Source organism: Nocardia sp. 2TAF39 (assembly GCF_052114905.1).
Taxonomy (GTDB): domain Bacteria; phylum Actinomycetota; class Actinomycetes; order Mycobacteriales; family Mycobacteriaceae; genus Nocardia.
Window position 1 is genome coordinate 81,328 of record NZ_JBFRFQ010000023.1, and the last position, 23,174, is coordinate 104,501.

The following is a 23,174-nucleotide window of genomic DNA, read 5'->3' on the forward strand; positions in this document are numbered from 1 at the left end:
CGGCGTGCCACTGTCCGCCGTGGCGGTCCAAGAAGCGCTGCGGGCGATCGCAGACCCGGCCGATGCGATTCATCTGCAGCGGTTCTTCAAGACCGGTCCCGGTGAGTACGGCGAGGGCGACATATTCATCGGCGTCCGAGTGCCCGCGACCAGGGGCATTGCGAAACGTTTCGCGGCGCTGCCGCTCGACGAGATCGATCGGTTGCTCGACAGCACTGTGCACGAGGACCGGTTCGCCGGGCTGGTCATCCTCAACACGAGGTTCGCCGCCGTGTCCAAGCCGCGCACCTTCGACGACGCGGCCCGCGCGACCGTGGTCGATCTATACCTGGCGGCGGTGCGTCGTGGCCGGGTGAACAATTGGGATCTGGTCGACGTGTCGGCGGAGAATATCGTCGGCCCGTGGCTGCTCGATAAACCGCGCGAACTTCTTTTCCATCTGGCGCAGGCGGATTCGGTGTGGGAGCGGCGGGTGGCCCTGCTGTCCAGCTTCGCGTTCATCAAGGCGGGCGACGCATCGACCACCTTCGCGCTGTGCGCGGGGCTGCTCGACGACCGGCGCGATCTGATCCAGAAAGCGCTGGGCTGGATGCTGCGCGAAGTCGGCAAGCGCATCGATCGATCACTGCTGACCGGCTTCCTGGGGTTCCGGTAGTAACGGCGCAGAAAACAACGAAGTTCGTGTGGCCGCTGGTCAGGTAGGTGATGTGCGATTGGTGGTGCGGGGCACCGTGATTGGTGCTTGGCTGCTGGCGAGAGTTGATCAGCAGCGTGGAGGTTCAGGTTCGTGGCGACGCGGGTGTTCGCAGATGAAGAGTTGCAGCGCCTGCGGGAGTTCCCCGAGATCAGCCGTGAGGAACTGTTCCGGTTCTTCACACTGACCCCGGCCGATATCGCGTTCGTGGCGCCACGTGGGCGGGGACCGGCGGTGCGTCTCGGGCTTGCGGTGGCCTTGTGTACGTTGCCGTGGCTGGGATTCGTGCCGGACAAGATGACCACGGTGCCGGCCGTGGCGGTGGCTCGGTTGGCTGATCAACTGAATGTTGATGCGGGCGAGCTGCGTTCGTACGGGAAGCGGGCGCAGACCCGCACCGAGCATCTGCGGTTGGTGGCGCAGTATCTGAGCTGGCGTGGCCCGGGAACGATGGAGTTGAAGGAGCTCGATGAGTTCCTGCTGGCGCGGGCGATGGAGCATGATTCGCCGACGTTGTTGTTCCGGCTGGCGTGTGAGTATCTGATCTCGGCGCGGGTGATCCGGCCGGGTCCTGAAGTGGTGGTGCGTCGGGTGGCGCATGCGCGGGCGCAGGCCCAGCGTGAGACCTACGATCGGCTCGCGCACGAATTCACCCCGGCGCGGTGTGCGGAGCTGGACGCGTTGCTGGTCACCGACCCGTCGTTGAAGGTGTCGCGGTTGCGGTGGCTTTCGACCGGTCCGGTGGAGGCCTCAGCGGCCGCGGTCAAGACCGAGGTCGAGAAACTGGGGTTCCTGCGCGGTTTGGGTGCGGACACCGTGGATATGTCGGTGCTTCCGGCCGAGCGCCGCCGGTTTCTGGCGACGATGGGCCGCCGCCTCACCGGTCAAGCCCTGGAACGGCGGGATCCGCAGCGCCGGTATCCGATCCTGCTCACGCTGCTGGCGCAATCGGGCACCGATGTGCTCGATGAGGTGGTGCAGCTGTTCGACCAGGCGATCTCGGCGAAGTTCGGGCAGGCGCAGCGGCGGATGCAACAGCAGCTGGCTGAGCGCGGCAAGTCAGGCGAAGACCGGCAAGCCCTGCTGGATGATCTCCTGAAAATCGTTGTAGACCTGCAGATCCCGGACGAAGAGATCGGCGGCCTGATCCGCGGCGATGCGATCGGGTGGGAGCGGTTACGGGCGGCGCTCGCACAGGCCACACCCCGCTTGCCTCGTGATCACGGGCATCTGGCGGCATTGGATTTGTCGTACAACTATCTGCGCCAGTTCACCCCGGCGGTGTTGTCGGCGGTGCGGTTCGCGGGCGGGACCGCCGCGACGGAGCTGCTGGTGGCTGTGGCGATGCTGCGGGAGTTGAACGCGACGGGCCGCCGCAAGGTGTTCGACGATGCCCCGATCGGGTTCGTGCCGGCCAAGTGGCGCGGCTATCTCGAGGAAGCCCGCAAATCCGGCAGTGTCACCGCGTTTCGGCACTACTGGGAGTTGTGTGTGCTGATCGGGCTCCGTGACGGCCTGCGCAGCGGGGACGTGTTCGTGCCGGGGTCGCGCCGCTACGCCGATCCGGCCGCTTACCTGCTCACGCCCGAGCAGTGGGGGCCCCAGCGCGCCGAATTCTGCCGTCTGGTCGGCAAACCGGCCGATCCCGGCCGGGCTCTAGCGGCTGCGGTCGATGAGCTGCACTCCGCGGTCGGGGAACTGGAGACGGTGCTGGCCCAGGGGCAGGGTCCGGTCCGGCTCGACGAGGGCGGCGATCTGGTGATCTCGCCATTGACCGCGGAGGATGTGCCCGCCGAGGCGATCGCGCTGAAAGCGGAGCTGACCGAGATGCTGCCGTTCGCGCCGATCGTGTAGCTGCTGATCGAGCTGGACAAACGCACCGGTTACCTGGACTGCTTCACCCACGCCAGCGGCAAACAGTCCCGAACACCAGAGTTGAAACGCAACCTGATCGCGGTGCTGCTGGCCGCCTCGACCAACCTCGGGCTGACCCGGATGGCCGAGGCGTGCGGGATCTCCTACGACATCCTGTCCTGGACCGAGGAATGGTATGTGCGGGAGGAGACTCTGCGGGCGGCGAACCTGGCGATCATCGACTACCACCAGCGCCTCCCGCTGACCTCTGCGTTCGGTGGCGGCGCCCTGTCGTCCTCGGATGGGCAACGCTTCCCCACTCGCGGCAAGTCGATCACCGCGCGGGCCCTGAGCCGGTATTTCGCCGAGGAAGGCCTGTCCACCTACACCCATGTCAGCGATCAGCACGCCACCTATGGCACCAAGATCATCGTCGCGACCAGACGCGAAGCCCACTACGTGCTCGACGAAATCCTCGGCAACGCAACCGATCTGCCCATCACCGAGCACGCGACCGATACGCACGGGGTCACCCTGGTCAACTTCGGGTTGTTCGACCTGCTCGGGATGCAGCTCTCACCGCGCATCCGCGATCTGGGCCGGATCACCCTGTACCGGCCGGGCCCGCGCACCGACGCCGAGGCCCGGTTTCCGCACGCGGGACCGCTCATGACCCGCAAGCTGAACCTGGATCTGATCGCCGAGCACTACGACGACCTGCTGAGGTTGGCCGGATCGTTGAAGTTCGGGCACGCGACCGCGTCGCTGCTGGTCGGCAAATTGTCGGCGTCGAGTCGGCAGAACGCCCTGGCCGCGGCGCTCAAGGAGTACGGGGCGATGCGGCGCACGATCTACGCCGCGCGGTATCTGTCCGATCCGGGGTATCGCCGCAAGATCGCCCGCCAACTGAACAAGGGCGAATCCCTGCACGCGCTGCGCCGGGACCTGCTCTACGCCCACGAAGGCACGATCCGGGCCCGGCATCTGGAATCCCAAACCGAACAGGTGTGGTGTCTGACTCTCGCAACGAACGCCGTAATCGCTTGGACCACAGAGTATTACGGTCTCGCGATCGAGCAGATGCGGCGGTCGGGGCGGCGGATCGATCACGATGTGCTCGCCCACATCAGCCCGGCGCACAGCGAGAACATCAACTTCTTCGGCGCGATCGAGGTCGACATCGAAGGCGAGCTCGCCCAGCTGGGCCCGACCGGCTACCGGCCGCTGCGCGTGCGCGACACCCTGTTCTGATCAGGGCCCCAGGTGCTGGCGGCGGATGGATTGTCTGCTCAGCAGGTCCGTCGGACCTGCTCTACGCTCGGGCCGGTCACTGCTGGTAGCTCGGGAGGATGTTCCCGTTCTTGACGAACGTCAAGGCGGCGGCGACGTCGTAGGCGTGGACCGCGGAGGCGAGCGGTGCCAGCCGGCCGGACAAGCTCCCGATTGCGGTGCCGGCAAAGAACACGTCCCGTGCTGCGTTGTCGGTGAACCCGAGGACGAGGGAGGCGTGGAAGTGTTGGTCGCGGGGGTTGTCGTGGGCGACGTTCGGGGTATCCCAGAGCTTCTCGCTCCAGGGCAGGAACGTCTGCGTGCGCAGTTCCTTCAGCACTCCGGTGCCTGCGAGCGCGGGAGCGAGCTGCTCGTTGACGAACTTGCGGAACTCCCCGGCGCCGATCCCGTCTCTGCGGCGCAGGTAGATCGGGGCGTGGGCACCGATCCTCGGTCCGGGACCGCCGACGTCGTACCAGCGCGAGGAGTTCGGTGGGCCGGCGTAAAGCAAGGTGCGGCGGAAGACGTTGGCCTCGTCGGCGTAGGCGAGTTTCGTCTGCTTGCGCGCTTTCAGGGGCGCGAGCGCCGAGTGGAAGGTGACTTCGCCGAGACCGTCGAGCTTGCGGTCGGCGGGGATCGCGGTCTGCACCCCGTCTGTGGCCGGCCATCGGCCCGGGTTGTCCTCGGCAAGGTGGAGCTGGCGGTACTCCTCCAGGTCCGGGGTGCCGAACATGATCTTCGAGTGCGGTCCCTGCCAGTGGTCCATGCCGGTCTGGCGGGGCTGGTCGGTGCGCATCCACAGCAGCATCGAGGAGGTGAGGCGCTTCTTCTCCACGCCCAGCTGAGCGGCGGACGATGTGCTCACGGTGCTGCTCCTTCTTTGTGTTCATTCCCGGGGGTCGTGGCTGTTCGACGAGACCGGCGGCTGGTCGGCGCCGAGGGTCAGCGATCGATGGTGGCCATGTTTGCCTCGTTGTGGCGTTCGCCTGCGGCGGGTGTGAGGTTGTTGAGGCGGTCGAGTTGGGTGGTGCTGAGTTCGACGGTGTCGGCGGCGGTGTTTTCTTCCACACGCGAGACTCGCCGGGTCCCGGGGATGGGGGCGATGTCGTTGCCGCGGGTGAGTATCCACGCCAGCGCGGTTTGTGCTGGGGTGGCGCCGATTTCGGCGCCGATGGCCTGCACTTCGTCGACGATGCGCAGGTTGCGTTGGAAGTTCTCGCCGGTGAAGCGTGGGTTGGTCTTGCGCCAGTCGTCGTCGGTGAAGTCGTCGACGGTGCGGATCTGCCCGGTCAGCAGGCCGTGGCCGAGCGGCGAGTAGGGGACGAACCCGATGCCGAGTTCGCGCAGCAGCGGGAGGATTTCGGCTTCGACGTCGCGGGTCCAGAGCGAGTATTCGGTCTGCAGCGCGGCCACCGGATGCACGGCGTGCGCCCGGCGGATCGTTTCGGGGCTGGCCTCGGAGAGTCCGATGTGGCGCACCTTGCCTTCGGCGACCAGCTCGGCCAGCGCGCCGATGGTCTCTTCGATGGGTGTTTTCGGGTCGACGCGGTGCTGGTAGTAGAGGTCGATGTGGTCGGTGCCGAGCCGCCGGAGCGAGCCTTCGACCGCGGCTTTCACGTTGTCGGCGCTGCTGTCGATGACGCCGGGGCCCCCGCCTGCGTGGGAGACGAGACCGAACTTGGTCGCCACCACGACGTCGTCGCGCCGGCCCTTGATGGCCTTGCCGACGATTTCCTCGCTGTGGAAGGGGCCGTAGATCTCGGCGGTGTCGATGTGGGTGACCCCGAGGTCCAGGGCCCGGTGGATGGTGCGGATCGACTCGGCGTCATCGAGCCCTCCGCCCGTGGTGTAGACGCCGGCCATGGTCATGGCCCCCAGGCCGATGCGGGAGACATCAAGTCCGCCCAGTGATACGTGCTTCATCAGGTACTCCTTGGTTATTAATGGCCGTCAGGCCTGGTCGCGGTCATGGCCGTGAACCCATGACCCGTGTGGTGCGGCTCAGGCACGGGCGTCGCCGCAGGCCTGAGCACGGTTGTGCCACGTCAGTGCTCTTCGGTAGCCGGCTCCAGAACGAGGACCGGGATGTCACGGTCCGTCTTCTCCTGGTACTCCGCGTAGTCCGGGAACGCCTCGACGGCTCGGGCCCACCACAGGGCCTTCTCGTCCCCGGTGACCTCGCGTGCAAGCATGTCCTGGCGCACCGGGCCATCCTGGAGCTCGACTCGGGGGTCGGCGACCACGTTGTGGTACCAGACCGGGTGCTTGGGGGCTCCTGCCATGGAGGCGACCACGGCATAGGAGCCGTCGTGCTCCACCCGCATGAGCGGGGTCTTGCGGATCTTGCCGCTCTTCGCGCCCAGGGTGGTCAGGATGACGACGGGCAGGTCCCGGAGCTGCTTGTCTTCTTCACGGGCGACCAGGACGCTCAGCGTCGTTCCTTGTGTGCCGCCGGAGCTCTCGTAGAGTTCCACCTGGTCACGAACGAACTGCGTCGGGTTCGGCTCGTATTCGCCTGTGAGGGGCATGTTGCTTCTCTCTATGCTGTCGAAATTCACCCGGTAGTGGTCTTGCGCCTCGACCGGGTACGGGGCCGTGCTGCTCAGGCGTGCGCGTCGTCGTAGGCCAGGCTGTCGCCCAGTTCGCGGGAGGCCTCGGCCTGGGCGAGGAGTTCGGTTGCTTTGGCCTGGGCGGCCTCGATGGCGTCCGCGCCGGCGACGAAGCGCTGCAGGGGTTTGTCCTGGCCGGCGAGGGTGAGCAGGGCGCGGGCGAGTTTGGCGGGGTCGCCGGGCTGCTGGCCGTTCATGCTCTTCATGCCCTCGATCCTCGGGGCGGTCCGCGGGGCGTAGTCGTCGATGGACAGTGCGGGCCAGGTGGTGGAGCCGTCCACGAGGAGTTCGGTGCGGAAGTAGCCGGGCTCCACGATCGTGGTGTGGATGTTGTATGGCTCGACGTCGTGGCGCAGGGACTCCATCCAGCCTTCTTCCGCGAACTTGGAGGCGGCGTAGGCGGAGGTGAATTCCATGCCGACCAGCCCGGCGGTCGAGGTGATGGTGATGATGTGGCCGGCGCGTTGTGCTCGCATGATCGGCAGGACGGCGCGGGTGACGTTCATCGGACCGAAGAGGTTGGTCTCGAACTGCTGGCGCATCTGCGCGGGCGAGATCTCCTCGAAGTAGCCGGTGAAGAGGTTCCCGGCGTTGTTGATCAGCACGTCGATACGGCCGAAACGCTCGACCGTGGCCTGCGCGGCGGCCTCGGCGTCATCGGGGCTGGTGATATCGAGAGTGGTGACCAGGAGATTGTCCTGCGGTCCACCCAAGGTCTTCTCCACCTCGTCGGGGCGACGACCGGTGGCCACAACCTGGTGACCGGCGGCCAGGGCCGCACGCGCGATCTCGGCGCCCAAGCCGCGACCGGCGCCGGTGAGGAAAACGACTTTGCTCATGACCGACCATTTCCCGGTGCGGTATCGGGCACCGAAGGTTGTGTGGTTGACATTGTTGGAGCCGACTACCTCATCGACTTTCGCACCAGCACACGCACCTGCACAGAGGACAGTTCTCTCCTGGGAGAATCACATCCGGGGAGGAAAACCTCCCCCTCAGCATCGAACCATTCGGTGCCACACTGGTCGGTATGACTCGCAACGCGCAAAGCAACGAGTTGGGTGAGTTCCTCAAGTCCCGCCGGGCCGAGCTCACTCCTCGTGAGGTCGGGTTACCCGATCCGGGGAGCCCGCGACGGGTACCAGGTTTGCGTCGTGAGGAAGTCGCGCAGCTCGCCGCGATCAGCCCCGACTACTACACCCGCCTCGAACAGGGGCGCATGTCGGCCTCCGGCCCGGTGTTGGCTGTGCTGGCGCAGGTGCTACATCTCGATGACGACCAGCGCGAGTACCTGTTCGAACTCGCGGGCAAGGCCCACATCCGGCCCCGGCGGCGCGGCACGCAGCAGGTACAACCCACACTGCAACGCCTGCTCGATGATCTGAGCACCACCCCGGCCCTGGTGCTGGGCCGTCGCACCGACATTCTCGCGTGGAATTCGCTGGCCGCTGCCCTGTTCACCGATTTCGCGGCCATCCCCGAGAAGTACCGGAACAACACCAGGATTCTGTTCACCGATCCGGCGATGCGGACCTTGTACACCGACTGGGAAGCCGTCGCGCACAGCGCCGTCGCGCACCTACGCATGCAGGCGGCCACCCACCCCGACGACCCCCGACTCACCGCCCTGGTCGGGGAACTGTCGGTGCACGATCCCGATTTTCGGCAATGGTGGGGCGCGCATCATGTCTCAGCGCACACCGTGGGCACCAAAACCTTCCGCCACCCCGTGGTCGGTGAGCTCACCCTCGATTGGGAAACCCTCAACTGCAGCATCGACCCCGACCAGCACCTCATCGTGCTGACCGCCGAACCCGCGAGCCCCTCCCACGACGCGCTGCGCATCCTCACCTCGTGGGCCAACAGCCACCACGCGCCCACACCCGACAACGCCGTGTGACCCGCAACCCCCTGCCCGCGCCAGGCTCGCAATCTCTTTGCCCCGGATAATGGCCTGTTATCCGGGGTAACATCCGAGGCGGCCTGCGGCGATCCCGCCGTGACGGCGGCGTGAAGCGACCCCGTTATCCGGGGCAAGCCGAGGAAGGCGGATCCCATGGCGGCGACAGTGCACCGGATCCACACGCCCGCGCCCCGGACCCTGCGGTCCGCCGCCGAGGCGTTCCTCGACACCATCGGCTCGTCCAACACCCGCCGCTCTTACAGCATCGCGATCGTCAAGACCGTCGACCAGCTCGACGGCCGCGCTCGCGACGGCCTGCTCACACCGAGCCGCCCTCTGACCTCGGTCACCGACGACGAGATCGGCGCGACACTGGAATCCCTGTGGGGCACAGCGGCAGTCAATACCTGGAACGCGCGCCGCGCGGCCGTGGGTAAGTGGCTGAGCTGGTGTCGGGAACAGGGCTGGACCGCACCAGGCGTTCCTACCTCGGCGGGCCGGTCAACCCCGTCGGACTCCGACACCCCGGTCCGCTCGCGCACCGCGATCGACCGGCTCATCACCCGTCGTGACATCCACGTGCGGGAGAAGACGCTGTGGCGGATGCTGTATGAAACCTGCGCTCGCACAGACGAACTACTCCAAGTCAACATCGAAGACCTGGACCTTCCCGGACGTTGCTGCCCGGTGAAATCCAAAGGCGCGACACCGCGTACTCGCCGCCGCGGCGCCACACGGAACGAGTACGTTCTGGAAACTGTGTACTGGGACGCCGGCACCGCCCGCCTGCTGCCCAGGCTCATCAAGGACCGGACCTCGGGACCCGTGTTCGTCACCCATCGCCGCCCCGGGCCCGGCAAGTACCTCGCCGACCGCGACATCTGCCCCGACACCGGGTTGGCGAGGTTGTCCTACGACCAGGCGCGCAATCTGCTCGACGCTGCCACCGCGATCGACGGGATCGGAACCGGTTGGGACCTGCACGAGCTCAGACATTCCGGCCTGACCCATCTGGGTGAGTCCGGGGCCAGCCTGCTCGAACTCATGGCCAAATCCCGCCACCGCAAACCTGAAAACCTGCGCCGCTACTTCAAACCGTCACCGCAGGCCATGCGCGACCTCACCAGCCTCCTCGGGCCCGGAGCCGAACGACGACGCTGACCAGCAACTACACGAACTTCGTTGTTTTCTGCGCCGTTACTACCGGAACCCCTTCCTCGACCAGCACGCCGCGGTCATGGGCCGCACCGCATTGAACTACGCGACCGAACATCTGGAGCCCGCCGTCCGCGCCTGTTATCGCGCGCAATAGCCCAGCTCGGCCGAATTCACCTCGAGTTCAGGGCGATCGATGAAACCCGCGCCGCCCGGCATATCGGAACGAAATCGAAAATCCTTGCTGAGCAATCGATTTCGGCGACCGCAAGAATGCGTTTCCGGCGATGCCCGGTGCCTGATCAGAACTGAATCTTCAGGTGATCGCTCACCGGATGCGCCTGGCATCCGAGGATGTAGCCGTTCTCGATATCCTCCGGATCCAGGATCTCGGCGTTGTCCATGTCGACCTTGCCTTCCAGGACCGTGCATGCGCAGGAGCCGCATTCCCCTTCCTGGCAGGAGTAGGGCACGTCCAAGCCTTCGGCAAGCATGATGTCCACCAGAGTCTGCTTGCGTGGCCAGGTCAGCTCGTGCACCTCGCCGTCGAGTTCGACCTCGACGGTCGCTGCGTCGGCAGCCTCCTCGTCGGACACCTCGGCCGGTGCCTGATCGGCGAACGGGTCTCCGGCGAGGGAATTGAAGACCTCGGCGTGCGTGCGCGCCCGAGGTACGCCCAGCTGTGCGAGCGCGTCGTGCACCCGGTCCATGAACGGCTTCGGCCCGCACATGAACGCGTCATAGCCCCGGTAGGGCGCGACCAGGGTGGCCAGTGCGTCGGCCGTCGGCAACCCCTGCAGGTATTCCAGCCAGTGGACCACCGTGAGTCGCTGGGGATGCTTCTCCATGAGGTCGCGCAGCTCGCCGGCGAAGATCACCGACTGGTGGTCGCGGTTGGCGTACACCAGCACGATGCGGCCGGTGCCGCGCGCGAGCGCCGACTTCAGGATGGACATCACGGGTGTGATGCCACTGCCCGCGCCGAACAGCAGCAGGTCTTCGTCCAGATCCTTGGGCGTGAAGACACCCGACGGTGGTAGTACTTCGAGCTGGTCGCCCGCTTTCACGTTGTCGCACACCCAGTTCGACCCGTAGCCGCCCTCGGTCCGCTTGATGGTGACCTTCGGCCGATCGTCGGTGTAAGGCGAGCTGGCCAGGGAGTAGCACCGGGCCACCGAGCCGGTCCGGTCGCTGGGGATCCGCAGCGTGAGGAACTGGCCGGGCTGGTAGCGGAACTTTTCGGTCAGTTCGTCGGGGACGTCGAAGACCAGCGAACACGTGTCGGCCGTCTCGGTGATGACGGTGGATACCCGGAGTACGACCGAGCGCGAGCCGTGTGGAACCTCGACAGTGGTCATGTCGTCCTCTCGAACCTGGCGCGGGCGCAGCGGAGCGCGAAAACTAGAACGTGTTTCAGTTTCATCGTACGTCTGTCGTCGCCTGCCTCACAAGCTGGGCCTCGAGACCGGCGATCAGCACCTCCATGCCGAAGTCGTATGAATATCGCCCGCGCAGGTCCGCGATATGCCGGGTGGCTCGCTCGACAACGGCAGGCAGCGTCACGTCGACGGGCGCGGACCGGTCCCTCGGGTTCACCCGGCTGCGGCCGAACAGATAGGTGTGGATGGTCGCGTAGCCGGCGAGCACATTGCGGTCGTCGAAGCCCGCGTCGGCCAGGATGTCCATCACCGCGGCGATCAGGTCCAGCTGTTTGCCGAGCATCTGTTCGATCAAGATGTCGCCGAGGCCGGGGTGCTTGCGGAGTTTCTCGTCGATCTGGTCGACGAGGTCGCGGAGCCGGTGCTGCCACGGTCCGGACGCGGGCGGTGGCGTGCGAACCCCGGTCAGCGCCGCGGTCGCGACGAGGTCGAGCAACTCCCGCTTGTCGGCGACGTAGTAGTAGGGCGCCATGGGGGAGACACCGAGTTCGCGCGAGAGTCGCCGCATGGAGAGTTTTTCCACGCCGTCCGCACGGACCACCCGCAGCGCCGCCTCGACGATCTCGGACTCCGACAGTGTGTTGCCGCCTCCGTTCGTCTGCATTCGTCCGACTCCCATGCCACCTCTACCGCTGTGGGCGCGCGTCGCCCACCACGTGCTTGTTCAGCTGATTTCCATCCGAAGTCTAGAGTGCGGCGCCGCCGGCTCGTCAGCGCGCGTTCGACTCCGCGCGCGGATGGATCGCCCGGTCGCCCCCGATGACCGGCGCGATACGTCCGGTTGTCATCCCATTGAGCGGTACATGTTCCATTTTGTCAGCCGATGACGTTATCGTGGGATCCGGCTGCATCGGGTAGCCGGGCACACGGATCGTCCTCTCGGAGGTAGGCATGCCGGAATACGGATCCATCGGACACACCGACACCGACAACATCGGACGGGTGGAGACAGCCGCCGCGCGGTCGGCCGACGAGACGCCATTGGTCGAGGAGAGCCTTATCGAAGAGGTATCCATCGACGGTATGTGCGGCGTCTACTAGACAGGCGGTTGACGACGATGCTCGATCTCGATACCCGCTGGCAGCTGCACCCGCGAGTGGCGCTGCGTCCGGAACCGTTCGGCGCGCTGCTCTACCACTTCGGCACGCGCAAGCTCTCGTTCCTGAAGAATCCGCGGATCGTCGAGATCGTGCGGTCGCTGCCGGAACATGCCTCGGCCCGCACCGCCATCCGCGCGGCAGGCGTGCCGGACGACGGTGTCTCGTCGTACGTGAAAGCGCTGACACAGCTGGTCGATTCGGAGATGATCATCGGTGCGCCGGCGGCGCCCACCGCAGTGAGCGAGCGTCAGCGAGCGAACCGAGGACACAGCGCGCCACTCGGGATCGGGGCTTCCGCACCGTCGGCGGCGGGGGTGGTCCCGCCGTCGGAGGGGGCCGTGCGTCTGGTGGACCGCTTCGAATCCGGTCTGGCCGCGCCGATCTGCCTCACCTGGGAACTCACCTACGCCTGCAATCTGTCCTGCGTGCACTGCCTGTCTTCCTCGGGCCGCAGGGACCCGCGCGAGCTGAGCACCGAACAGTGCAAGGCGCTGATCGACGAGTTCGAGCGGATGCAGGTGTTCTACGTGAACATCGGCGGCGGTGAACCCACGGTGCGCCAGGACTTCTGGGAGTTGGTCGACTACGCGACCGCGCACCACGTGGGAGTGAAGTTCTCCACCAACGGCGTGCGGATCACGCCCGAGGTCGCGGCTCGCCTCGCGGCCAGTGATTATGTCGACGTGCAGGTCTCACTCGACGGCGCAGACGCCTCGGTCAACGATGCGGTGCGCGGGCCGGGCTCCTACGATATGGCCATCCGCGCGCTGGAAAACCTTGCGGCGGCGGGGTTTCGGGACGCGAAGCTGTCGGTCGTGGCGACCAGACACAATATCGGCCAGCTCGACGAGTTCCGCGCCATCGCCGAAAGATACGGCGCCACATTGCGTTTGACCAGGCTACGGCCGTCGGGCCGCGGTGCGGACGTGTGGGACGAACTGCATCCCACCCCGCAGCAGCAGCGCGTGCTCTACGACTGGCTGCTGCGCAACGGTGCGGGCGTGCTCACCGGCGACTCGTTCTTCCACCTGTCCGCGTTCGGCCAGGCGCTGCCTGGCCTGAACATGTGCGGCGCTGGACGGGTGGTCTGTCTGGTCGACCCGGTCGGCGACGTCTACGCCTGCCCATTCGCCATTCACGATCGGTTTCACGCCGGCAACGTGGTGGCCGACGGCGGTTTCGGTGCTGTGTGGCGGTCGTCGGAGCTGTTCGCCGAGTTACGCGAGCCCAGCGGCGGCGGCGCCTGCGCGTCGTGCAGCCACTACGACGCGTGCCGCGGCGGCTGCATGGCGGCGAAGTTCTTCACCGGGCTCCCCGCTGACGGTCCGGACCCCGAATGCGTGCAGGGCTACGGCGGGGCGGCGCTGGCCGACGCCGGCCGGATGGTCCCGCGCTCGTCGGTCGACCACTCCCGCCGGGCGACGCCGCGTGCCGGTGTGCGCGGGGCCGGCCCGATCCCGTTGACGTTGAGCGCGACGCGCCCGGCCGGATTTTCGCCTGAGCGCAGGCCTGTTCGAGCTTGCGACGAGAACCCACTGGCGTGATGCCATGCAGGTAACTGATAATTTGCTGAATCTTCGAGATTGGCGTTCGTCCGGTTGCGACCGGGGGATTGCCCTTGTGTTGCCGGATGCTCGAACAAGATCACAAGCGGGGTACCTGCACGGGTCGCGGCGAGTGCTGCGGCCTGGGGTGGGACCGTTTCGGCCGGAAATCCGTGCCTTTTTTCGGACTGTTGATGCTCCTGCGCGAAACTCCGCCTAGCATGCCAGGAATGCGCCATGATCGCCTGCCCGATGGATTCGGGGTGCGGATCGATCCTCGGGTACGCGCATACTCCGGTGGGCGGGTCCTGATCGGCGGTTCGCCCGCCCGGTTGCTGCGGCTTGCCCCGGAGGCCGCCGAGATGATCGGCGACGGGTACCTCGAGGTGAATGGTCCGAAGTCCGCCGTTGTTGCCAGACGGCTGCTCGACTCCGGGGTGGCCAATCCCCGTCCCCGGCTACTGCCCTCGCCGGACGATGTCACCATTATCGTGCCGCTGCACAACAACAGCGAGGGGCTGGTCAGGCTGCTGGCCGCGCTGCGCGGGCACAACGTCGTCGTGGTCGACGACGGTTCGGACCAGCCGGTCCGTATTCCATCCAACCGCGGCACCCGCTGCCGGGTGACGGTGCTGCGGCACGACCGCAAGCAGGGGCCCGCGGCCGCACGCAACGCCGGGTTGCGTGCGGCGACAACCGACTTCGTCGCGTTCTTGGACTCCGACGTGGTGCCTCGCAGCGGCTGGCTCGAGGTGATGCTCGGCCACTTCAGCGACCCCGAGGTGGCGCTGGTCGCCCCTCGGATCGTGGCGCTGGACCCGGAGTCCACCGCCCTGGCGCGCTATGAGCACACCCGTTCCTCGCTCGACCTCGGCAGGCGGGAGGCGGCCGTTCAGTCGCGCGGGCTGGTGTCCTACGTGCCCAGCGCGGCGCTGCTGGTGCGCCGCAGGGCGCTGCTGGCTCAGGGTGGCTTCGACGAGTCGATGCACGTCGCCGAGGACGTGGACCTGTGCTGGCGACTGGAGCGTGCGGGCTACCGGCTGCGCTACGAACCCGCCGCACACGTGGCGCACGATCACCGGGTTTCCTTCCGTGCCTGGTTCGGTCGAAAGATGTTCTATGGCACCGGCGCCGCGCCGCTGGGCGAGCGGCACGCGGGAATGGTCTCGCCGCTGTCGGTGCCGTCCTGGACAGTGCTCGCCGCGCTCCTGTTCGCCACGCTGACGAAGTGGGGACTGTTCGGCGGGATCATCACCCTGATCACCGCGCTGACTCGACTACGCCGCGTCTTCACCGAGTTGGACAACCCGACCCGGATCGCCGCGATCTATCTGTCCCGCGGCTTCTTCGCCGGGATCTGGCGGCTTGCCTCGGCCATGTGCCGCCACTATTGGCCGGTCACGCTGCTGGCCATGGTCATGTCGCGGCGGATTCGGCGTATCGCGCTGACCATGGCTGTCGCGGACGGCCTCGCCGACTGGTTCACCCACCGCGACGCCGGTGGCCTCGACCCCGTGCGGTACATCGCCTACAAGCGGCTCGACGACATCGCCTACGGCGCCGGGCTGTGGCTCGGCGCCTTCCGTGCGCGCAGTATGGCAGCGCTGAAACCCACGACGCCGCCGCGCTGATCGACGCGACCGACCCGAGATGCCCCGCATTCTGCCCGCCGCACCGAATCGTCGTCGCACGGCGACGTGCTCGGCGCCGAGATACTGAACGGGGCAGGTCCGGATGGCCGACACACTCATCGTCGGGGGCGGTACCGCCGGGTGTGTGCTGGCGGCGCGGCTGAGTGCGGACCCAGGCCACACGGTGCGACTGCTCGAGGCAGGCCGGCTGTGGACCACCCCCGGTGCCATTCCCGACGAGCTGCTCGACGCGACCGCCATGCCGATCGGCCCGCACTCGCCGTGGCTGTGGCGCTACGAGGTCACGCTCGCCGCCGACCCGCCGGTGGTCGGAAACATCGTGCGAGGCCGGGTGATCGGCGGCTCGGGATCGATCAACGGTGGCTACTTCGTCCGTGCCACCGCGGCGGATTTCGATGCGTGGACCCGTGCGGTGGGTGCGTCGGCCGCCTGGTCGTTCGACAACGTGCTGCCGATGTACTGCCGCGTCGAGCACGATCTGGACTTCGGCTATCGGCCGTGGCACGGCCGCTCCGGTCCCATCCCGGTGTGCCGCACGGCGAATCCCGCCGCCCTCAGCGAAGCATTCGTGACAGCGTGCCTGTCCGCCGGATTCGCAGGGGTCCCTGATCTCAACGCACCGGAAGGTGGCGAAGGCGTCGGCGCGGTGCCGTGCAACGTCGCCGAGGGCAGACGGATCGGCGCGGCACTGGGCTATCTGCTTCCCGCGTCGGCCCGCCCCAACTTGATGGTCAGCGGAGGTACGCATGTCACCCGCATCCGTTTCGACGGGACACGCGCGATCGGCGTGGACTGCCTGCGTGCGGGCCGGACCTACACCGAATGGGCGGACCGCATAGTGGTCAGCGCCGGGGCGATCGAGTCGGCCGCGTTGCTGCTGCGCTCCGGCATCGGTGACCCTGGGCGGCTACACGCACTGGGTATTCCGGTGGTGCACCCCAGCCAGGTCGGCTCCTGGTTCAGCGATCATCCCGAGATCGGGATCGACTATCTGCTCGAGTCGGACGAACAAGCCACCGTCCCCTTGGAATCCGTGCTCGAGCTCGACGACGTCGAAATCCGGCCCTACGCCGTGTCGTTCACGCCGGGTGTGCGCCGGCTCGGCGTCGCGCTGATGCGTCCGCGCTCGACCGGCGTGCTTCGGCTGCGCTCGGCCGACCCCGCCGTCGCTCCGCTGATCGACCATCGGTATCTCGCCGCGGAGCACGATCGGGCCCGGTTGCGTGCCGCGGTGTCAACCGCCGCCGAACTGCTGCGGTGGATGAACGTGCACCCGCTCGTCGAGCCGATTCCGGCGCGTGCGGATCTCGCTGGCGCCTGGCTACGCGCACATCTGGCAACGTCGCAACACTTATCCGGAACCTGTCGAATGGGACGGGAAAACGACGAAGCAGCGGTGGTGGACGAGTCGTGTCGAGTGCACGGGGTGACCGGATTGTTCGTTGTGGATCTCTCCGTCGTGCCCGTACCGCTGAGCCGTGGACCGCAGGCTACGACGATGATGATCGCGGAAAAGGCTGCCGAGTACCTCGCCTCGTGAAGTGAGAGAGGTTCGGCTCCTGGTCTGTCGATGGTGCGGCAGCTCGGCCCCGGGCGGCCGAGAATGTGGTCGCGCCCACACGTTCTGTCCGCGACTTCCGGCGCTGGTAGTGACCGTGGGTGCAGAGACAGAATTTTTTAGAGGAATTTATTCCTTTTTGTTAAGGAAGCGCCTAGCATTCGCCATGCACGGATCACCCTGCTGCGATGTTCGCCGAATCGCACCTGGTGCCAGCCGTCGTGCGCCAGAGCTGACCAGCCCTGGCGCTGGCCTTGTTCTTGCTGCCCCGAAGCGCTCGGCCGGCTGTGGTTTCGCCATCTAGGAGGCTTCTGGTGCACGGTGCGGACTTGGCTGGCGTCCGTGCGCTGCCGCAGCCGACCAGTGCCCATCCGGATCGGCAGGCAGACCGGTACGAGGCGGTACCGTGCCTGCCGGTGCCCACGCGCACCGGCGCGTCGCCGCGGGTGCTGACCGGCGCCCGCCTGCACAATATGTATGGTCCAACGGAGGCGGCGGTCGACGTCACCTCTCGCGAAGTGACCGATACCGATATCCTCTCGGTGCCGATCGGCGCGCCGGTATTCAAGACCCGGCTCTACGTGCTCGATTCGCGGCTTCGGTCGTTACCGATCGCGGGTGAGCTGTATCTGTCGGGGGTACAGCTCACCCGGCGCTACCTCGCGCGCGCGGAACCGACTCCGGCACGCTTCGTCGCCGACTCGTTTGCCGTGCGCCCAGCCACACACCGCGAGCTCGAATGCCTCGGGCGCAGTGGCTTCCAGGTGAAGCCGCGGGGGTGGTGGATAGAGCTGGGCGAGGTCGAGTCCGTGCTCATTGCGGTCGATTCGGTGGTCCGCGTAGTGGCGGTGGTGCGTGACCAACCCGGAATCGGCGAGCAGTCGGTCCCCGACGGCGTCGAATCCGAGCTGGACACGCGGCAACTCGCGCTGTTGCCCGCGGCGGTGGTGCGGGCGGCGGCAGAGGTCGCCGCCCGGCTCGGCGCCGAACTGAACTGCCCGCTCGGGGTCCGCGAGCTGCGCACCGCTACCGCGGTGACCGAACTCGCCGAACTCATCGAGCGGGCGGGTGGATCCGGCGGCGCGTCCTTGGTCGCGCAGCTGCGGGCGCGGCCACGGCCGCCGCTGGTTCCACTTGACGCCGTGCGATGGCGCAGCACGGCGGCGCTGCGCACCGCGGTCGACGCCGGCAGTCCGTTCTCCGCGTTGCTCGTGCAGGTGCGCGAGCGTGACGTCGTTGCCTTCCGGTACGTCGGGATGCCGTTCGAGCATCGGGTCGAGGCGCTCGACCCGCCGCGCTCGCAGGGCCGCCACCCGCTGTTCGAGGTGCTGTTCGCCTTCGGCAATGCCGAGGCAATCGCCGTCGAACTGCCCGCGCTGTCGGTGGCCCCCAGTACCCTGGACACCGGAGTGACCGAGTTCGATCTCCAGCTCACGGTCACCGAGTACTCTGCCGGTGCCGGACTCGGGGAAGGTTCGGCACCGGCGGGGATTCCGGGGGAATTCGCCCGCGCCATGGATCCCCGCGACTACGCGCGATGGCAGGCCCGCTTCTTCGACACGGCCGCTGAAGAGTTGTCCCTGCGCGGCCCCACCGTGGCGCGCGGATTACCGTGCGCGGTCCGGACCTTCGGCCGAGCGCTTCGTCGCCGACCCCTTGGTCCCGCGGGTGGACGGCTCTCTCCGACCGGAGACCTGGTGTGGTGGACCCGATCCGGCGCGAAACGATTCAGCGGACGGACCGATCATCAGGTGAGGGTGCGCGGACTGCGCTCGAACTCGGTGACATCGACGCCATCGAGCTGCGCGTACGCCGTGGACGGGCGCCCTGCAGAACCGTGCGGTGGATGCCTCGCGCTGGCGGATGACCCCGGAATCCGCGCTCGACAGGATCGGCCACGCCGGCACCGTGGTGTCGACGGACCCCCGCATTCGGACCCCGAACCCCGACTCGACCAGGAAGAGGAAAGAATGACCAACCCGTTCGACGACGCCGACGCCAAGTTCTACGTCCTGATCAACGAGGAGGGCGAACATTCCCTGTGGCCGGTCTTCGCGGCCGTTCCTGGCGGCTGGACTATCGCCTATGGCGCCGCCAACCGAAAGTCCTGTGTGCAGTACGTGGAAACCCACTGGGTGGACATGCGCCCCAAGTCGCTCATCGAGGCCATCGCCAACGAGGCGAACTGACCGACCACCTGAATACGCGGGGCGCGCCGGTCTCATCCCGCTGGCGACCGGCGCGCCCCGCCCGATACTCGCGCAATCACACCGCGAGCGGATTCGATCACCGTCTGGGCTTGCTGCCGCCATTCGGCCTCGGCCCTGGTGCGCAGGTCCCCGAGTGAGAGTCGAACTGTTCGGCCCGCTTGGTGACCGTGCGGCCGTTATGGCTGGTGCCTAGCCGCGACTGCACTCAGGAGCCGCGAGACAGCAGGGCCGACGGCTACTGCCGCTGATCAGGCGGCGGCGGAGAGCGTATCGAACTCCTTGTCGGTCAGGGTGATCTGTGCCGCCTCGGTGTTCTCCTCGACGTGTGCGACGCTGGAGGTGCCCGGGATCGGCAGCACCACCGGCGAGCGGCGCAGCAGCCAGGCCAGCGCCAGCTGCGCGGGTGTGGCACCGTGGTCGGCGGAGATCGCGTCGAGCGGGCCGCCCGGCTTGGCGAGTTCGCCGGTGGCGATGGGGAACCACGGGATGAAGGCGATATTCTCCTGCTCGGCGTAGTCCAGCACGTCCTCGTCGGTGCGGTTGGCCAGGTTGTACAGGTTCTGCACCGACACGATGGTGGCGATGTCGCGTGCCTGGCGCAGTTGCTCGACGCTCACCTGTGAGACGCCGATGTGGCGAATCTTGCCTTCCTGTTGGAGCAGAACGAGCTCACCGAGCTGGTCGGCCAGCGGCACCTGGGGGTCGATGCGGTGCAGCTGGTAGAGGTCGATCCGGTCGATGCCGAGGTGACGCAGACTGAGTTCCGTCTGTTGACGCAGGTACTCGGGCCTGCCGACCGGACGCCAATCCTCGGGTCCGCCCCGGGTCAGTCCGCCTTTGGTGGCGATCACCAGTTCGTCGGCGTAGGGGTGCAGCGCCTTCCTGATCAGCTGCTCGCTGACGAATGGGCCGTAGGAGTCTGCGGTGTCGATGAAGTTGACGCCGAGTTCGACGGCGCGGCGCAGCACCCGCACCGCCTCGTCGGGATCCTTCGGGTCGCCCCAGACGCCGGGCCCGGTCAGCTGCATCGCACCGTAGCCGAGCCGATGCACTGGAAGGTCGCCGCCGAGGGCGAAGGTTCCGGAAGCTTCGGCGGGGCGTGCGTGGTCTGTGCTCATGGGATTCGGTTCCTTCCGAAGTGATGGAACTGCGCGAAAACGCTTGCGAGCGTCGCGCCCGCGCGGGCAGATCGTCGCGGAGTGGGCGCCGGCTCTCTTGCGCAAACGTCATCGCCATGGCGTCGATTCCCATATGGTCGTCCGTGTTCGCCGTGGGCGGAATGGTCAGAGGAGCTTCCGCGCGGTCTCGGCCGACCAGGCCGGATTCACCGCGGCGTATTCGCCGCCGGCCGAGAACAGGATGATCCGCATGAGGTCGACGACGCGCAGCCGCGAGCACACGGGGCTATCCGAGCCGAGGCGCTGGCCCAGATCGACCACCAACGTCAGTGCGGCGCGCACGACCGAGCATGATCACAGCTGATCGAACCATGGAAGAGGTCAGTGTCGAGATGCTGCGCGAGGATGGGCCGGCTACCCGCCAAGACGTGAGGCTCGGCGGGCTCGATATCGGCTTGGTTCAACGCGAGTCCGATGGGCGCGTCTACTTCTACGACGCTGACGGGTTCGTGGGCTCCAAGGTGTACGGCTGGGTCTACTCGCCCGGCACCGAGCCGGTAGGGAGTGACGCCCGACGATTCGGAAAGCTGTCCGGAGACTGGTACTCGTTCGTCTTCACCACCGACCGAGGCGGCTGGCGGCTCGACCCCAGAACCTTGCGATCCCGATGAACGGGCCCGCGCAGAGCTGGCCGCTACGGTGCCTATGACCGCGCGGGGCTGCCGAAGAGGACCAGCCGCATCAGTATGCGCACCCGGTCCTGCGCGGCCATCGGCGCGTTGCCGAAAGTGCGGCCCAGATCGACGACCACTGTGAAGGCCGCGTGGATGAGGAACCGCGCCTCGGCGGGAGTGAGTTCGGGACGCACCTCGCGCAGCAGCCGGGCCCACTCCTCGACGCTGAGCCGCTGGATATTGCGCAGCACAGTACGTTCCTCGGCCGGAACATGTTGGAATTCCGTGTAATACACGAAGGTCAGGGCGCGTTCGGCGAATGATCCCGCGACGTAGTGGGCGATCAGCGTGGTGAGCGCGTCCTCGGAGTCGGCGGCCGCCGTGACCGCGGGGCCGATGGCGCCGGAAACCCGTTCCGCGGCACGGCGGAACGCGGCGGCCAGCAGGTCGCTCTTGCCGCGGTAGAACCGGTACACCGCCGACGCGGCCGACAAACCCGCTGCGGTGGCGATGTCCTCCACGCTGACGTTCGGATATCCGCGCTCGTGGAACAGCTCCACCGCCTTGCGCAGCAGGAGTTCGTGTTTGAACGAGTCCGGGATCTCCACCACCGCGACCGGTTCCACGTCCCGCTCCTTCGGCAGGTCGGCGTGCACGATCGACCAGCACGCCGAACTCAGGAGACGGGCAAGCGATTTCACGGGCAGGTTGGCGTGGTGGTCGGCGATGCTGGTGATCGTGCTGAGCAGCGCGGTGCGCAGCACTCGATGATCGTCGTCGGTCAGCTCCGGGCGCAGCGCGGCCAGCTGGGCGCCGAGTGCGCCGAGCACCGTCGCCTGCTGCTCGTTGAGCGTGGTCTCGTCGTCGGGTTCGAGGTATCGGCCTTCCCAGCGGACCAGGGTCACCGTGGGACGATTCTCGATCGTGATCGCGATGAGCGCGTCGAGTACGTGTCGTAGCCGCTGCTCTGTAGGCCAGGTGGCCGCCTCTTCCGGCAGCTGGACCGATGCGGTCATAGCCCGGCCCACGCGCAGCAGTTCCTCTCGAAACAGCGCGTACTTGCTCGGATAGTGGCGGTAGAGCGCCGCCGAGCTGATGCCGAGCCCGGACGCGATGTCCTCCATGCTCACACCGTGGTAGCCGAGAGCGCCGAACGCCGCGGCCGACGCCGCCGCGATCTGGGCCCGACGATTCTTCGGCCTGCGCCGGATCTCCCGAGGTGCCGAATTGCCGCTGCTCACTCTCCGCGCCGTACGGCGATTGTCGACACCCATGCGGTCATGGTAACGACCTCTTACCAGGCAAGAAGCGGCACTGGCTCATTCGTGGCCGGGGACGTGTGCCGGTAGCGACCAGCGGGGCGAAATACGACTCCTGCTCCGGGGATGAGCCCTGGAAGCCGCGCGTGCTTCCGTCAGCAGTCATACGAGCCGCTGCGCGGTCACACCGCATCCTCTGGATTGTTCGTGTCGAACGTTGCCATACCCAGAGTGCGCCACGCATCCAGTAGACGCTTGTCACCTGACGCCGCGACGAGATCCGGGTCGTCGAGTTGTTCAGCGGAGGAGCAATGGATGGCGTCATATCCCCGCAGTGCACAATGATCGGCCAGCTCGGCCGCGCGCAGCATCAATGCCTCGTCGATCTCTATTACCTCGACCTGCGGCCAGAGCTGGTCCAATAGGCGTCGGCAGGCTGAATAGGGCCCGTCATCAAGGCGTCTCATTCGATGAGCCTGCGCGAGCGCTGCTGTGGTCTCCACGTAGAGGAGCCTGTTCGACACCACTGCGTCGGCATCATCCCAGAAGCGGCGGCAGGCTCTACTGCTCGGCTCGTCGACCAGTAGCGGGACCAAAGCAGAAGTGTCGAGATACCCGATCACCGGCGCTGCTCCTCGATGAGTTCACTGACGATGCCGTTCCCGCGGATCGGTTCAGGGGCTGGCTTCTTATTCTTGCGCGCAGGTTGGATGCGTCCTTCGCTGCGGAGCTGTTCCAGTCGTGTCAGGCGGCCGACCGGAACGATGCGGGCGATCGGCTGCCCATGATCGGTAACCGTCACCGTATGTCCTGATCGAACCTCCGCCAGGTGTCGGCTGAGGCTATCTCGCAGCTCTCGAATTCCGACGTCCATGGCAGCAGCCTCCTCTTGTGGCCATATATTTGTATGAGATTATAGCCACAATTCTTACTACGTAGCGCCTTGCCGCTGGGTCGCGTACCAGTCGAGCAGGCCCGGGTTGTCGACCGCGCTGCGCTCGACGACGTGGGCGGGATCGGCGCCTTGGAACAGTTTCTTGATCGGCACTTCCAGTTTTTTGCCGGTGCGGGTGTGTGGGATGCCGGGGGCGAGGATGATCTCGTCGGGGACGTGGCGCGGTGATACCTCGGTACG

The 23,174-nt window shown here is 66.9% G+C and carries 20 protein-coding genes and 4 pseudogenes; 12 read left to right on the plus strand and 12 right to left on the minus strand.

Annotated elements, in window-relative coordinates:
* Positions 1-4 precede the first annotated feature (4 nt).
* On the plus strand, positions 5-655 hold the full coding sequence (locus tag AB4Z47_RS16715; RefSeq protein WP_441951763.1) for a DNA alkylation repair protein: 651 nt from the start codon (positions 5-7) through the stop codon (positions 653-655).
* 132 nt (positions 656-787) lie between these two features.
* Positions 788-3,799: pseudogene (locus AB4Z47_RS16720) on the plus strand (Tn3 family transposase).
* A gap of 76 nt (positions 3,800-3,875) precedes the next feature.
* On the opposite strand, the gene AB4Z47_RS16725 reads toward AB4Z47_RS16720, so the two are convergent.
* From AB4Z47_RS16725 to AB4Z47_RS16740, 4 genes are all read right to left on the minus strand, one after another.
* Positions 3,876-4,682, minus strand: a complete 807-nt coding sequence (locus AB4Z47_RS16725; RefSeq protein ID WP_441951765.1) for a strictosidine synthase — start codon at positions 4,680-4,682, stop codon at positions 3,876-3,878.
* A 77-nt stretch (positions 4,683-4,759) separates the two neighbouring features.
* The gene (locus tag AB4Z47_RS16730) at positions 4,760-5,740 is read right to left on the minus strand and encodes an aldo/keto reductase (protein WP_441951766.1); all 981 of its coding nucleotides are present in this window, start codon (positions 5,738-5,740) and stop codon (positions 4,760-4,762) included.
* Between the two features lie 122 nt (positions 5,741-5,862).
* On the minus strand, positions 5,863-6,345 hold the full coding sequence (locus AB4Z47_RS16735) for a nitroreductase family deazaflavin-dependent oxidoreductase (RefSeq protein ID WP_441951768.1): 483 nt from the start codon (positions 6,343-6,345) through the stop codon (positions 5,863-5,865).
* A gap of 74 nt (positions 6,346-6,419) precedes the next feature.
* Positions 6,420-7,265 (minus strand): SDR family oxidoreductase, encoded by an 846-nt coding sequence (locus AB4Z47_RS16740; RefSeq protein ID WP_441951770.1) that lies wholly within the window; start codon positions 7,263-7,265, stop codon positions 6,420-6,422.
* A 191-nt stretch (positions 7,266-7,456) separates the two neighbouring features.
* On the opposite strand from AB4Z47_RS16740, the gene AB4Z47_RS16745 reads away from it, so the two are divergent.
* From AB4Z47_RS16745 to AB4Z47_RS16755, 3 genes and pseudogenes are all read left to right on the plus strand, one after another.
* Entirely contained in the window at positions 7,457-8,326 is an 870-nt protein-coding gene (locus AB4Z47_RS16745) for a helix-turn-helix domain-containing protein (protein WP_441951772.1), read from the plus strand.
* Between the two features lie 156 nt (positions 8,327-8,482).
* The gene (locus tag AB4Z47_RS16750; RefSeq protein WP_441951774.1) at positions 8,483-9,490 is read left to right on the plus strand and encodes a tyrosine-type recombinase/integrase; all 1,008 of its coding nucleotides are present in this window, start codon (positions 8,483-8,485) and stop codon (positions 9,488-9,490) included.
* 52 nt (positions 9,491-9,542) lie between these two features.
* Positions 9,543-9,641, plus strand: a pseudogene (locus AB4Z47_RS16755) (DNA alkylation repair protein); the annotation flags it as partial.
* Between the two features lie 145 nt (positions 9,642-9,786).
* Here AB4Z47_RS16755 and AB4Z47_RS16760 read toward each other — a convergent pair.
* Together AB4Z47_RS16760 and mftR2 are read right to left on the minus strand one after the other, a co-directional pair.
* Positions 9,787-10,842 (minus strand): 2Fe-2S iron-sulfur cluster-binding protein, encoded by a 1,056-nt coding sequence (locus tag AB4Z47_RS16760; RefSeq protein WP_441951775.1) that lies wholly within the window; start codon positions 10,840-10,842, stop codon positions 9,787-9,789.
* A gap of 61 nt (positions 10,843-10,903) precedes the next feature.
* Positions 10,904-11,527, minus strand: coding sequence for a mycofactocin system transcriptional regulator MftR2 (gene mftR2, locus AB4Z47_RS16765; RefSeq protein ID WP_441951776.1), 624 nt, complete (start codon positions 11,525-11,527; stop codon positions 10,904-10,906).
* A 338-nt stretch (positions 11,528-11,865) separates the two neighbouring features.
* On the opposite strand from mftR2, the gene mftA reads away from it, so the two are divergent.
* The 6 genes and pseudogenes from mftA to AB4Z47_RS16795 all read left to right on the plus strand — a co-directional run bounded on the left by mftA (position 11,866) and on the right by AB4Z47_RS16795 (position 18,967).
* Positions 11,866-11,964 (plus strand): mycofactocin precursor MftA, encoded by a 99-nt coding sequence (gene mftA, locus AB4Z47_RS16770; RefSeq protein WP_441951796.1) that lies wholly within the window; start codon positions 11,866-11,868, stop codon positions 11,962-11,964.
* Between the two features lie 17 nt (positions 11,965-11,981).
* Positions 11,982-12,224, plus strand: a pseudogene (gene mftB / locus AB4Z47_RS16775) (mycofactocin biosynthesis chaperone MftB); the annotation flags it as partial.
* Positions 12,225-12,338: 114 nt separating this feature from the next.
* Positions 12,339-13,568 (plus strand): mycofactocin radical SAM maturase, encoded by a 1,230-nt coding sequence (gene mftC, locus AB4Z47_RS16780; protein ID WP_441951797.1) that lies wholly within the window; start codon positions 12,339-12,341, stop codon positions 13,566-13,568.
* Positions 13,569-13,798: 230 nt separating this feature from the next.
* Positions 13,799-15,199: a mycofactocin biosynthesis glycosyltransferase MftF gene (mftF, locus tag AB4Z47_RS16785; protein WP_441951777.1), complete on the plus strand. Its 1,401-nt coding sequence runs from the start codon at positions 13,799-13,801 to the stop codon at positions 15,197-15,199.
* Positions 15,200-15,302: 103 nt separating this feature from the next.
* Positions 15,303-16,760, plus strand: a complete 1,458-nt coding sequence (gene mftG, locus AB4Z47_RS16790; RefSeq protein ID WP_441951779.1) for a mycofactocin dehydrogenase MftG — start codon at positions 15,303-15,305, stop codon at positions 16,758-16,760.
* A 332-nt stretch (positions 16,761-17,092) separates the two neighbouring features.
* A complete protein-coding gene (locus tag AB4Z47_RS16795) occupies positions 17,093-18,967 on the plus strand; it encodes an MbtH family NRPS accessory protein (RefSeq protein WP_441951781.1) in 1,875 nt (624 codons plus the stop codon).
* A gap of 269 nt (positions 18,968-19,236) precedes the next feature.
* Here AB4Z47_RS16795 and AB4Z47_RS16800 read toward each other — a convergent pair whose 3' ends face one another.
* Complete coding sequence (locus AB4Z47_RS16800; RefSeq protein WP_441951782.1) at positions 19,237-20,106, minus strand: aldo/keto reductase; 870 nt, start codon at positions 20,104-20,106, stop codon at positions 19,237-19,239.
* Between the two features lie 165 nt (positions 20,107-20,271).
* A complete protein-coding gene (locus AB4Z47_RS16805; RefSeq protein WP_441951783.1) occupies positions 20,272-20,448 on the minus strand; it encodes a hypothetical protein in 177 nt (58 codons plus the stop codon).
* Between the two features lie 8 nt (positions 20,449-20,456).
* Between AB4Z47_RS16805 and AB4Z47_RS16810 the strand changes: the two genes are divergently transcribed.
* Complete coding sequence (locus AB4Z47_RS16810) at positions 20,457-20,777, plus strand: hypothetical protein (protein ID WP_441951784.1); 321 nt, start codon at positions 20,457-20,459, stop codon at positions 20,775-20,777.
* Between the two features lie 32 nt (positions 20,778-20,809).
* On the opposite strand, the gene AB4Z47_RS16815 is transcribed toward AB4Z47_RS16810, so the two are convergent.
* The 4 genes and pseudogenes from AB4Z47_RS16815 to AB4Z47_RS16830 form a co-directional block, all read right to left on the minus strand.
* Positions 20,810-22,054, minus strand: coding sequence for a TetR/AcrR family transcriptional regulator (locus AB4Z47_RS16815; protein WP_441951786.1), 1,245 nt, complete (start codon positions 22,052-22,054; stop codon positions 20,810-20,812).
* 167 nt (positions 22,055-22,221) lie between these two features.
* Entirely contained in the window at positions 22,222-22,662 is a 441-nt protein-coding gene (locus AB4Z47_RS16820; RefSeq protein WP_441951788.1) for a type II toxin-antitoxin system VapC family toxin, read from the minus strand.
* Positions 22,659-22,913, minus strand: a complete 255-nt coding sequence (locus tag AB4Z47_RS16825) for a type II toxin-antitoxin system Phd/YefM family antitoxin (RefSeq protein ID WP_441951789.1) — start codon at positions 22,911-22,913, stop codon at positions 22,659-22,661. The genes AB4Z47_RS16820 and AB4Z47_RS16825 overlap by 4 nt, the downstream gene beginning before the upstream one ends.
* Before the next feature lie 57 nt (positions 22,914-22,970).
* Positions 22,971-23,174, minus strand: a pseudogene (locus AB4Z47_RS16830) (acetoacetate--CoA ligase); the annotation flags it as partial.